Source organism: Ensifer sp. 2TAB8 (assembly GCF_052115125.1).
Taxonomy (GTDB): domain Bacteria; phylum Pseudomonadota; class Alphaproteobacteria; order Rhizobiales; family Rhizobiaceae; genus Ensifer.
This window is the reverse complement of the sequence record NZ_JBFRGB010000039.1, coordinates 1-12,031: the sequence shown is the minus strand read 5'-3', so window position 1 is coordinate 12,031 and position 12,031 is coordinate 1. Positions and strand designations below refer to the sequence as shown.

Below are 12,031 nucleotides of genomic sequence, written 5' to 3'. Positions count from 1 at the left end.
AAGCGAGGTTGGGATGGGTAGGGCAGAGGACGAAACGGCGGCGGCTGCACCACCGATTGATAGATGGCCGCCGCAAGCATGCGTTCCCAGCGGCGCAAGATTCTCCACCTCGCTGCGGAGGTGCTGTTTTCGTGATTTGGTTGTAGGCTTGTCGGTAGCTTCCAGAGGCAACCGGGAGGGTGTCATGAGTGACCATGTCTACAAGAAAGTAGAACTCGTCGGCAGTTCGAAGTCTTCCGTCACGGAGGCGATCGAAACGGCGATCGCGCGGGCTTCGAAAACCATGAGAAATCTCGAATGGTTCGAGGTCGATCAGATCCGAGGCCACATCAAGGATGGCGAAGTGGCGCATTACCAGGTGGTCATAAAGGTCGGGTTCCGGATTGACGACTGACGCGGGATCCGGCTGATCCCGGCGCTTGTGCCGCGCCATCGACCCTAAATTCTGAATAGGCTATGGCACTCGCTGGTAGCGAGATCGTTGCCCGCCTCCCTGACGTCGGGCGATGACCAGGTCCACGAAACGGCAGACGCTCGTGCCGAGCGCGATGGATGGATGATGGCTGAACGACGATATGGTGAAGCTCCGCCGAAGACCGAAATCACCATTGCCGGCGCGGATTGGTATGGCCGACAGATCGATCGCGAGCGTCACCGGAACACCCTGTTCACCGATCTCGACCTGACCGAGGCGCAGACGGTTGGCGTCGTTTTCCGCGAATGCACCTTCCGGCGCGCGCGCTTCAATGCCTCGTCGCATCAGGCGAGCGCGTTCGTGAACTGTACCTTCGTGTCCTGCAAATTCTTCGACAGCCGTTTTACCGAGTGCAAATTCGTCGGCAGCATGTTCGACGCCTGCGATTTCGATCAAATGCAGGTCGCGGGCGGCGACTGGTCGTTCGTCGGCTTGCCCGGTGCCGCTCTCGGCCGCGCATCCTTCAAGGAAACCCGCCTGCGGGAAGCGGACCTGACAGGCGCCTCCTGCAAAGGTGGCTCGCTGCGGGATGTCGATCTCTCCGGCGCCTGGCTACACGGGGTCGACTTCACGGCCTGCGACCTCAGGGGCAGCGACCTCAGCGCGATCGACCCGGAGAATGTCCAAATCAAGGATGCGGTCATCACGATCGACCAGACCATCACCATCGCCGAGGCGCTCGGCCTCGACGTGCGACCGAAATGACGCTTTTGGGAAGCAGACTTGGCTGGCGGGTATGAGAGTGGACTCCGCTCCAATGCGGACTTGACGCACTGTCTTTCTTCGGTGCCTAGGGGCTCCGAGAGACCAGATCACTCGGCTGTAAGGCCGTCGAAGACCTCGAGCATGGCTTCGCTGATGGCTTTGCCGAGCGCGGCTGCAGTTTCGGCGAGCGTCTCTTCATCCATGTCGCGAGCGGCCATGGCAAAGGCGGCGCCTTCGGCCGTGACGATTTCCTGGGCACGCTGGATGGCCCAAAGTGCGAAGTCGCTACGGCCGCTGATCTCGACGGTTTCCATGATGTCTCCTGCTAGGTTCGAACCTGTGGCATATCGTCAATTTGGCAAACATAGAAGACTCGCACCGAGAGCTAGTCGGAAAGATCCGTATGCGTGTTAGCCCGATTTGCCTGTTCCGGATGAAAACGCCGCTCAACAGACCCGATCCCCCGCCTCAGGCGCTGCACTCGCAAGCCCTTGGCGTCCAGCTAACCCAAATTGAGTAGTTCGCCACCCGTTTGATTCGTTGCCTTGGGCGGCTGTCACTGTCACGTTGATCGCTCGTGAATGGCCACCGGATGGGCGGTATCCCGTGATGCTCGCCGGATTCATTGCCGGTCACTCACGGCATTGCTTGCAGAGACATTCTCAGCCTGTCGTGAACTACGGGACGGAGGAGGAGCCGCCCCGTTTTCACGCATGGCGACACGCATTGAAGGCCCGCGACCGTGGACGAGGCCACCTCGCGTTGCAGCGTCGCGCGGTCTACTTTCCGGTAGTTTGGGGAATGTCAACGACGGCGCGATCGCCACCGTTCGAATAGGCTCCGCCGACAGCGAGATAGGCGGTTATGGCCAGAGCTGAAAGAAGCATGATTCCGACCGGAAGTCCGGTTGATGCCCTTTGTTCCGGCCAACGCTCCCTGTCGTACATCATCGGATCCTTTCGTGGCGCTAAAGTTTCGGGCGTAGGCACCCGGCGCAATAGGAACGCCGAAAGGCGGGCAGGGTTCCCGACCCTTTTGCAATTGTCCGGGTAGGCCCCTCTAGACACAATGTGCTGGCTGGCCCGATGCCCGCTCCGGGCAGCGTTTCTGCGCGCGAGCCCCCCTTTTTATACGGTGACATCCGGCATCGAATCGCATTTCTTCGCCGCTGGCGCTTGGAGGCCCGTCGATGCCTGCAGGACGGGCCAGCAAATGACTGTCGGCGATTCGGACATCCCGTTTTGGAGCATTTTTCTCGGAATGCTCCGTACTGCATAAAGTTGTAGGTACCCTGGAAATGGAATATCCATAAACTCGCGCTAGACCGATCGTCATTGGTGAATCGGGAGCGATGCATGCGTAGGGAAGTACAGTTCAACGGTCAGAGGGACTGGCGAATCGCGCGATATGTCATCGCTGGCATCGTTGGTTTTGTCGTACTCGCGCAGGTTTTGGTTTATCTCAGCCTGGTCGCTCTCGTCGATCGGCCATATGCGGCCGCCATGGTTGGCGCCGCCCTGATCTCCCTGCTGATGGGCGTACCGCTGATCGTCCTCGCAGCGACACAGTTTCGCCGGGCCCAGCGCCTGCGCAATCAGATAAACCATGTCGTTGCCCACGATGCGACAACCGGCTGTGTAACCGGCCGCGGGCTGGTACAGCAGGTCAACGGCCTCGAACGTCGCCGGCAACGCGCAGGCGAAGAGCTTCACGGTGCGCTCATCCACCTGAGAATCAACAACCTCGATGATGTCGGCGCCGCTTTCGGACCGGCCTGGAGCGAAGAGCTGCTCCAGTTCGTCGCCTCTACGATCAGCACGTCGGTGCGCCGTGATGATATCGTTGCACGTACCGGCCCGGCGAGCTTCGATGTTCTCTTGATCGGGGCAAGCGAGTCGGACGCTGAACAGGTTTCCATCCGTCTGACGAAGGCATTGGCTTCAGCGCACTTCTCTGCCGACGGCAGCAAGGTCGATCTGGCGCTCAGCGTTGGCGGTGCATTGTTTGACGGCAGCGTCGACCTCGAGCGGTTGCGCCGCGCAGCAGCTTCCGAGACGGTGATGGTTGCCAGCGAAGGAACCCAGACCGTCGATTTCGTCCGACTGCCTTCCGCCTGAATCACCGGGCGTAGGGGTCGACTTGGGAGACGGTCGAGCTTCGCTCGCAGTGGCTGAAAAGACAGTGGCTAGTTCGCGCGGGAGTTGAACTGACGGCAACGTTGCAGTAATCCGAGGTGCCTAACGGCCTTGATGCGCTGCGTGTGATTTATTTTATTTCAATGGGTTAACGGAATGTCTTGCGGCGGCTCGGATGTTCCATTTTTGCAACATAGCCGTGCGAAAGGCCCGAGCGCCGCTGGACCACCCCAAAATTGGTGGCCGCTTTATATTACCTCTGTATTATCTATCGGTAAATTTCGGCAGTTGTAACGTACGCTCGGATTAGCCAGCATGACGTACTGATTGCGAGGGGGATAATATTGAAAGTGGGGAAAACTTTTAAGGGTGGGCTTTTTTCCATTCTGCTCGCGTCGACCGTATTTGCAGGTGGCGCCGCCGAAGCGATGACGCTTAGGGAAGCGCTTCAGGTCGCAATGGAATCGAACCCGGAGATCGGCCAGTCGATCGAGAACCGCGAGGCTGTCGAGTTCGAGCTACGTCAAGCGCGTGGTCTATACTTGCCGAGCGTAGATATGGAAGCTTCGACGGGTGTGCAGCATCTTGAAGATGAAAGCCGGCGGCTTGGCTCCATCGAAAACGATCCACTTTATCCTTCCGACGTCGGTCTGACGATTACGCAGTAGCTATTCGACGGCGGTGGCCGACGCGCCGAGCTGGAGCGTCAGGCTGCTCGCGTTGACAGCGCCTCCTTCCGCGTCCTTGAGCGGTCCGAGACGATTGGCCTGCAGATCGTCCGTGAATACTTCGAGTACATTCTCCAGCAGCAGATCGTTGCTGAAGCGCGCAAGAACGTCGGCGTGCACCAGTCGATCCTGTCGGATATCAGCTCGCTAATTTCAGGCGGCGCGCTGACTGATGCCGATCGCCAGCAGGCGAGCGAGCGCCTTTTGTCGGCAAAGGCCCGTCTGCAGGAAGCTGAGGAAGCGCTCGAAACCGTCAAGATCAGCTTCAACCGCCTGGTTGGTCAGCCGTTGACGAAGCCGTCGATGCCGAAGTCGGTTGCTGGCGTCCTGCCGAAGACGCTCGAGACGGCTATCGGTATTGCCCGCGGCAACAACCCGCGCATCAAGGCCGCCGATTCCGACATCAGCGTTGCCGACTCGCAGGTGAAGGCTGCGCGCTCGAACATGCTTCCGGAAGTGTTCGCGGAAGGGCGCGTGCGCACGGGCAACGATATCGGCGGCGAGACCGGCAACAGCTGGGATGCTCAGGCGCGAATCGTCGCCAAGTGGAACCTCTATCGTGGCGGTATCGATATTGCCAACGAGCAGGAGCAGATGCGCCGTGCAAGCGAACAGCGGCTGGTCTTCCACCAGGCCCATCGCGAGGTCGAGGAAGCCGTCCGCATTTCTTGGGAACGCCGCAACAGCCAGTACGAGATCTCTCGCACGCTGAACGCGCAGGCCCAGATGAACGTACAGCTCGTCGAGTCCTATCGCGAACAGCTCAAGGTCGGACAGCGTTCGCTGCTGGACGTGCTCGGCGCGCAGAATTCGCGTTTCAACGTCAGCGTTCTAGCCAAAACCTCGCAGTACGCCGCCCTGTTTGCCGAGTATCGCCTGCTTGCAGCGACCGGGCAGCTCCTTTCGACGATGCAGATCAAGGCGCCGGCCCAGGCCGAAGCCTATGCCCGCAACGAGTTCAATGTCCCGGCTACGCCGCCCACGGAAACCTATCGCCGTGTCCCGTCGCGTCAGACGAACGACTTGCCGCTCGACTTGTTGGCGCCGATTCGGCAGAAATAATAGTCCTCGTCAGGATGGACACAATCTGTGGTAGTGCAAAGCATTGACAGGCATGTGCAGATAGGCCCGTCTCTGACCGGCTTTTCCGAGGCGTTCAAGGAGATCTGTATCTTCTTGAATCGTCCCTCGTCGGACAGCGTGCTTTATTCCGACGTGCCTTTCGACGCGCGGTCGCCGAGCGCCGAGGACGTCTCTCGTATCGCAGAGCGGGTCGGCCTGGAAACGGAAGCCGTTTCCCGGCGCGCGATCGGCAATCGTGATTTCGTGTACCCGCTGCTGCTCGTCTTTCGCGACGGCAGCGCCATGGCGCTTCTGGAAGAGGCGCCTGACGGCACTTTGAGCGTTTCGAACAGGGCCGCTGCACCCGGAGAAGTGGCGGTGAAACTGTCGGAGCTGCAGCTCGGCGGCCTTGCCTATGCTATCTCCTTCTCGGCAACCTATCTCAATACGGCGTCCGGCCGCGGCGTCGGTGAGGCGCGCAACATTGACCGCCGGCATTGGCTGACAGCCACGGTGAAGCCTTTCTGGCAAGCCTATGTGCAAGTAGCGATCGCGGCCTTTTTCATCAACGTGCTGGCGCTGGCGGCGCCACTCTTCACGATGAATGTCTATGACCGGATTCTTCCCAACAAGGCGATTGCGACGCTCTGGGTCCTGGCGCTCGGCATCAGTACCGCCATCCTGTTCGACTTCCTGCTGAAGACGGTTCGTGCCGCGCTGATCGACTTTGCCGGACGGAAGGCCGACTTGAAGCTTTCCTACATGCTGTTCGAGAAAATCCTGCATGCGACGATGGCATCGCGGCCACCGTCTACGGGGGAATACGCCAACAGGGCGATGCAGTATGAATTCGTTCGCGAATTCTTCACATCGAATACGCTCAGCACCCTCATCGACAGCCTTTTCGTCTTCGTTTTCATCGCGGCCGTCTATGCGGTTGCGGGCTGGATCGCGCTCATCCCGGCGATCGCATTCCTTTTGAGCGTCATGATCGGCTATGTCGCGCAGTACAAGATCGGCAACCGGGTTGCCGCGGCATCGAACGAATCTGCCCAGCGTCAAGCCCTGCTGGTAGAGACGATCAGCGCGATCGAGACGGTAAAGACGCTGCATTCGGAAAAGCAACTTCTGCGTCGCTGGAACGAATTGGCCAAGCACTCCTCCAACACGTCCGAGCAGATCAAGGAAATCTCTTCCTGGGCCTCGCACGCGACGCAGTTCGTGCAGCAATTGGTGACGGTCTGCATTGTCGTCGCCGGCGCCTATGAGTTCACGGAAGGCAAGATCTCCTCGGGCGCGATCATCGCGGCCAGCATGCTGGCCGGGCGCGCCGTCGCGCCGCTCGGCCAGATCGCGATGACGCTTGCCCGGCTGCGTCAGGCAATCTTGGCGCTGCGCATTTTGAATGCGGTGATGGAGCAGCCGGAGGACCGGCCCGACACCATCGGCTTCGTCAACCGCGAAATCCGCAACGGCAGCATCACGTTCACCAACCTCGACTTTGCCTATCCGGGGACCGACTACAAAGTGGTCAGCGGCATGAACGTGACGATAAGGGCCGGCGAACGCGTTGGCATCATCGGGCGCATCGGTTCGGGAAAGACCACGCTCGGCCGGCTTCTCGCAGGTCTCTATGCGCCCAGTGCCGGTCGTATCTTGCTCGACGGCGTCGATATCCGGCAGTTGCATCCCTCCGTCGTTCGCTCGGCGGTCTCCTTCGTGTCGCAGAATTCGGATCTGTTTTCCGGCACGATCAAGGAAAACCTGCTGATGGCGAACCCAACCGCCAGCGATGAAGAGGTGGTTGCGGCAGCACGGCTCGCCGGCGTGGACGATTTCGTGTCACATCATCCGCGCGGCTATGACATGCCGGTCGGTGAACGGGGCTCGCAACTCTCGGGTGGGCAACGCCAGGCGGTCGCCATTGCCCGGCTGTTGTTGCGCAAGCCGAAGGTCGTCTTCCTCGATGAGCCTTCGGGAGCGATGGACCTTGCCAGTGAGCGCGAGCTGATCAACAAGCTCTCCAACGTCTTCAGCAGCGACGTGACGCTTCTGATCTCCACGCATCGCCACAGCATGCTGAGCCTCGTCGATCGGTTGCTTGTCCTCGACCGGGGACGCCTCGTCGCCGATGGCCCAAAAGCTGCAGTCATCGAACAGCTGCAAAGACGCTCCGGTCCCACTGGGCCGGCGGAGGGGGCGGTATGACAGAGAAACCGCCGCTTGCCGCGCGCGCCGGACTGCTTGTCATCGGCTTGCTGATCAGTTGTTTCGTCGCCTGGGCGGCGATCGCCGAGGTCGATGAGATCGCCCGCGGCGAAGGCAAGGTCATTCCGGTCTCCAAGACGCAGATCATCCAGTCGAGCGAACCCGGCATCGTACGCGAAATCGCCGTACAACCCGGGCAGGTCGTCCGTCGCGGTGACCTGATCCTGCGGCTGGACGACACAGCCAGCGGCTCGTCGCTTGGTGAACTCGAAGCCAAGGCGCGGTCGCTGCGCGCGCAGATCGCGCGCCTGGCACTCGAGGAAAGCGGCGCCTACGACGCCAAGTACAACTGCCCCGAAGATATCGCAAAGGCCGCGCCGGCGATCTGTGCGAACGAGGAGCAACTGCTTCAGGCGAAGGCCGGAAATTTCAACAACAAGCTGTCGGTCATGCAGGCCCGCGAGGGTCAGCGCCAGAAGGAACTGGCGGAAGCGCAAGCCAACATCACCCGGCTGACCGAAAGCCTGCAGGTCACCGAGCGCGAACAGGGGCTCATCGAACCGATGGCCAAGCGCAAGCTCATCGCTCAGACGGAGCTGCTGCGGGTCGAGAAGGAATTGACCGACACGCGCGGGCAACTCGCGCTCTGGAAGGAATCGGTCGGCAAGCTGGAAGCCGCGCTCAAGGAGGCTTCGCTTCAGGTAACCGAACTTTCCCTGCAGCTGAAGCAGGAAGCGCTGGCAGAAAAGACCGAGGCGCTTTCGCAGCTTTCCGTCATCGACGAAACGATCCGCGGGGCGAGCAGTCGCGTCGCAAACACCGATATTCGTTCGCCGGTCGATGGCATCATCAATACGTTGGATGTCAATACGGTGGGCGCCTATGTGACGCCCGGCGCGGTGATCGGCGGCGTCGTACCGACATCGGAAACGCTGCTGGTGGAGGCTCGGCTTTCACCGCGCGACGTGGCCTTCGTGCGCGCGGGCCAGCCTGCATTGATCAAGGTCTCTGCCTATGACTTCTCGATCTATGGCGGCCTCGGCGGGATCGTCGAAACCGTCAGCGCCGACAGCCTCGTCGACCAGAACAATGGTGAGACCTACTATCTCGTGCGCGTTAAGACCGACACGGCTGCACTGGTGAAAGACGGACGCGAGTACGCGATCATGCCGGGCATGATTGCGTCGGTGGATATCATGACCGGCAAAAAGACGATCCTTGCCTACCTGATGAAGCCGATAAACAAGGCGCGTGAGGAAGCTCTGCGGGAGCGCTGATGGATGAACGAAACGCAGGCTCCACCGTCCGATGAGGACCTGAGCACGCTGCGGTTCCGCGTCGTCACCGTCGACGGTCAGCGCCGCGGGATCAAGCTTGAGGAAATCTATTGGCAGTGCCTTGGCGAACTCGCGGCGCGCCAGGGACGAAGACTTGCAGACATCGTTGGCGCCTGTGAACGGGACCTCGAAGGCGAGGGCAACCTCACGGCGCGCTTGCGCTATGTCGCCACGCGCTACATGCACGACGAGCTTAAGGTCGCCAGGCAACGCAGCAATCTGGCTGTCGTCGCCGGCCAGGTTCGCGCCAGTCCGACGCCTGCCTTTGCGCTCACCGGAAACAAGACCATTGTCGCCTTCAACCCCGCGTTCCTCGCCTACGTCCAGTCCCGGGTGCTGCGATCGCAACAACCGCAACCGGCACGTGGTCTGAGGCTGTCATTCGATGTTCAGTTCGTCGATCTTGTTCGTCGACTGAAGGCAGCTCCGGGCGAGCCGCAGCCCGCGGGCTTCACGATCGGCGTTCAGGGGCAGGTGACGCGCGGCAAGCTCAATGCCGCATTGGCTCCGCTCGCCGACCAGGACGTGATCATCGGCTTTATCCTGGCCTGAGAGTTCGTTGGGCAGCCTGTCGCGAGAACGGCTGAACCGTTGATGGAGAAGTGAAGCCGTCGACGTTTAGGGACGACCTTCAGCGGATGGCAATGCCTTCACCGGGCATGACGTCTGCAAGAGGTGCGGCAGACGCGACCTTGTCGTCGGTGGTCTTGATGCCATGGATCCACGAGCGATCGGCGCTCACCGAAAACAGCGGCTGATAGCTCGGAAGCGCACGGTCGAGCTTCACCTCGTCACTCAGGTTGTCGAGGATGAAGTGTCCCTGGCTCGTCGTGATGGCGAGTACGGCGTGATAGAGGTTGCGCCGGACATCGCGAAGCACCACGATCGACATGGCCTCAGACGGCAACCCGGCGGCTTTCAGGGCAGCCATCTTCAGGATGGCATAGTCTTCGCAGTCACCCTTGCCGCGGGCCAGAATCTCATCCGGCGTTGCCCAGTAGTCCTTCGCACCGTAGTTTTCAGCGTCCGGTACGTAGCGCACAATTCGGTTCACAGTGCGGTTGATACCGCTGATCTTCTGGCGGAATGCGAGTTCCTTGGCGTTTTCGATCGCCTTGCCGAGAATGCCGCGGGCGGCGCAGCCGCTCTCCTGCGCACAGTGGTTGAAATCCGCTGCTACGACCGCTGGATAGACGGTCTTCCATTTGCGGGCCACAGGGATGGAAGAAACGCGGAAGGCGACCGAATGGAACACGGCGGTGGGCTCCGATGCAACGGGTGCCTGACTGCTGATGCCTGGGCGCGCAGCCACCGCCACCTTCTGGACCTGCTGGCTCTTCAACGCCTCGGAAGCTTCCTTCGACAAGGTATTGAGCGTCTCGGTGGCGATGGCAGCCAGAGGGCTGGCCATGCTCAGCATCTGCTGGAAGAGGCCGGGGTTCAGCATACCGGACTGGCCCGCCTGAACGGATGACGTCGCAGACAGCGCCACCATGCCGAACGCGAACGCCGAAGTCTTCAGGTATTTTCCGCAGTGCTGCCAGCTTTTCTTGTTCATTGCCGTGTCTCTCGGTTTCGTGAGGACACTGTACGAACGAAAAGAAAAACGCCGGTAAAGCGGCATGTATTATTTAGTATGTCCCGCAACAATACGTTTTGAATAAAATTTTATTCAAATTCTATACTTATGTATTCTTTTGGATCAGGTCGTCGGCAGGGCTTGCAAGTACACCGGCGACATCGTCATTGCCGGCCTGTCGCGGCGGTTGCTGATCACGCCCGTTTGTTTCGCCGATCTCTCCTTGGCTACCTGCAACGATATGAACGCGCGCCCGAACTCCAACGGATGACTGAGGTGTTGGAGCGCGATTTCGGGGGCACCTTGCCGAGTCGCCATCGGCCCGCACGACGCATGGTTAGGGACCGATGACCAGAAATACTAAAATTGTACTAAGCTCACCAATTTTGGGTATTGGCATAACATAGTATGCTGTTTTTCGCTTATCTGTCTGGGGCCGATTGCGATCCAAAAAGCTTGGTGTTTTCTTGCCCGCAAAGGTCGAGGGGTATTTCTATGGCAACCGAAGGCACCGCAATTTCCAACGAAGCCGCCGCTACGCAGGCAGAGGCAATCGAGTTCCGCAACGCGCCGGATGGCAAGGCTGACCGATTGGTGGCACAGGCAGCGACTGGAGCGGAGGGAGAACCTCAGCTCGTCGACCCGGCAACCGGAGCGCCGGTGAAAAGCGCCGAGACCGCACCTCAGACGCCACCAATGCCGGCGACGGTCACCGCGGACGCCTCTAACGTGGTGCATTTGCCCGCGGGCGCGTCGATCGAGAAGATCAAGGTCGTCGGTACCGATATCGTTTTGGAGCAGCCGGACGGCTCGACGATCACTATTCACAACGCCGCATTGAAGGTTCCGACCTTCGTCATTGGCGACGCCGAAATTCCGCGGGAAACCCTGGTTGCCGTGCTCGGCGAAAACGGCATCAACGTCGCAGCAGGCCCGGACGGCAGTATCAGTGTGGTGTCGAACCAGAGCAGCGGCGGCGGCTTCTCTGACGAGAATGGCGATATCGGTCAGGCCGGCCCGGTCATCGATCTGCTGCCGCCGACGTCGCTGGAGTTTCCGACACTTGAGGCGACCGAGCTTCTACCTTTCACGCTCGATCCGAATGACAATCCGTCGATCACCCCTGATGGTGGCAGCAGCGACCCGAGCGGCATCATTGTGAGCGATCGGCAGGTCGATGAAGCCGGTCTCGCGGGCGGATCGCGCGCCGGCGATGGCAGCGCCTCGGTCAACGGCTTCTTTACGATTTCTGACCCGGATGGCCTCGGCGATGTCTCCAGCCTGACGATCAATGGCCAGACTTTCGCAATCGGCGGCCTCGTCGGCCAGTCGGTCGCCGGCCTGTTCGGCGTGCTGACCATCACCGCCTATGATCCGGTCACCGGCGTGGCGCAATATACCTACGAGCTGACCAGCCCAGTTTCCGGGCCCGGCGTCGGCACGAACGTCGAACAGGACCGCGATATTTTCAATCTGACCGTCACGGACAGTGATGGCGCAACCGGTGCGGCGACGCTGCGCATCGATGTCGTCGACGACGTTCCGGTGATCGGCATCACGGATCCGGAGACTTCGAATGTAGTCGAAGGTCAGTCGCTTGCCGGCAACTGGACGCTGACGGCGGGTGCCGACGGCGTCAGCACGGTGAACGTGACGGTCGGCAACACGACGCAGATCCTGACACTGACGGCGGGTCAGTCTGTAGTCTTCAAGCTTGCCGAAGGCACGCTGACGGTCAATTCCGACAAGACCTGGTCGTTCGACGCGGCCAGCAACCTCAACAATCCGGCTGGCGTCAACGT

The 12,031-nt window shown here is 60.4% G+C and carries 9 protein-coding genes and 1 pseudogene; 8 read left to right on the top strand and 2 right to left on the bottom strand.

What is annotated here, in order from left to right:
- The first annotated feature begins 184 nt into the window (after positions 1–184).
- Entirely contained in the window at positions 185–394 is a 210-nt protein-coding gene (locus tag AB4Z53_RS33230; RefSeq protein WP_441599595.1) for a dodecin, read from the top strand.
- A gap of 165 nt (positions 395–559) precedes the next feature.
- A complete protein-coding gene (locus AB4Z53_RS33225) occupies positions 560–1,180 on the top strand; it encodes a pentapeptide repeat-containing protein (RefSeq protein WP_441599593.1) in 621 nt (206 codons plus the stop codon).
- A 107-nt stretch (positions 1,181–1,287) separates the two neighbouring features.
- Here the strand turns inward: AB4Z53_RS33225 and AB4Z53_RS33220 are convergent, their stop codons facing one another.
- Positions 1,288–1,494 carry a hypothetical protein gene (locus tag AB4Z53_RS33220; protein ID WP_113537269.1) on the bottom strand — a complete coding sequence of 69 codons (207 nt, stop codon included), beginning with the start codon at positions 1,492–1,494 and terminating at the stop codon, positions 1,288–1,290.
- A 1,041-nt stretch (positions 1,495–2,535) separates the two neighbouring features.
- Here AB4Z53_RS33220 and AB4Z53_RS33215 point away from each other — a divergent pair.
- The 5 genes and pseudogenes from AB4Z53_RS33215 to AB4Z53_RS33195 all read left to right on the top strand — a co-directional run bounded on the left by AB4Z53_RS33215 (position 2,536) and on the right by AB4Z53_RS33195 (position 9,202).
- Positions 2,536–3,297: a GGDEF domain-containing protein gene (locus tag AB4Z53_RS33215; RefSeq protein ID WP_441599591.1), complete on the top strand. Its 762-nt coding sequence runs from the start codon at positions 2,536–2,538 to the stop codon at positions 3,295–3,297.
- A gap of 446 nt (positions 3,298–3,743) precedes the next feature.
- Positions 3,744–5,105: pseudogene (locus tag AB4Z53_RS33210) on the top strand (TolC family outer membrane protein).
- Positions 5,106–5,147: 42 nt separating this feature from the next.
- Positions 5,148–7,313 (top strand): type I secretion system permease/ATPase, encoded by a 2,166-nt coding sequence (locus tag AB4Z53_RS33205; RefSeq protein WP_441599619.1) that lies wholly within the window; start codon positions 5,148–5,150, stop codon positions 7,311–7,313.
- Positions 7,310–8,590: an HlyD family type I secretion periplasmic adaptor subunit gene (locus AB4Z53_RS33200; protein WP_441599589.1), complete on the top strand. Its 1,281-nt coding sequence runs from the start codon at positions 7,310–7,312 to the stop codon at positions 8,588–8,590. The genes AB4Z53_RS33205 and AB4Z53_RS33200 overlap by 4 nt, the downstream gene beginning before the upstream one ends.
- Positions 8,591–8,593: 3 nt before the next feature.
- A complete protein-coding gene (locus tag AB4Z53_RS33195) occupies positions 8,594–9,202 on the top strand; it encodes a ribbon-helix-helix domain-containing protein (RefSeq protein ID WP_441599587.1) in 609 nt (202 codons plus the stop codon).
- 79 nt (positions 9,203–9,281) lie between these two features.
- Here the strand turns inward: AB4Z53_RS33195 and AB4Z53_RS33190 are convergent, their stop codons facing one another.
- On the bottom strand, positions 9,282–10,208 hold the full coding sequence (locus AB4Z53_RS33190) for a transglutaminase-like cysteine peptidase (protein ID WP_441599585.1): 927 nt from the start codon (positions 10,206–10,208) through the stop codon (positions 9,282–9,284).
- 516 nt (positions 10,209–10,724) lie between these two features.
- Here AB4Z53_RS33190 and AB4Z53_RS33185 point away from each other — a divergent pair.
- Positions 10,725–12,031 (top strand): hypothetical protein (locus AB4Z53_RS33185; protein WP_441599583.1); only part of this gene is annotated, 1,307 nt, incomplete at its 3' end.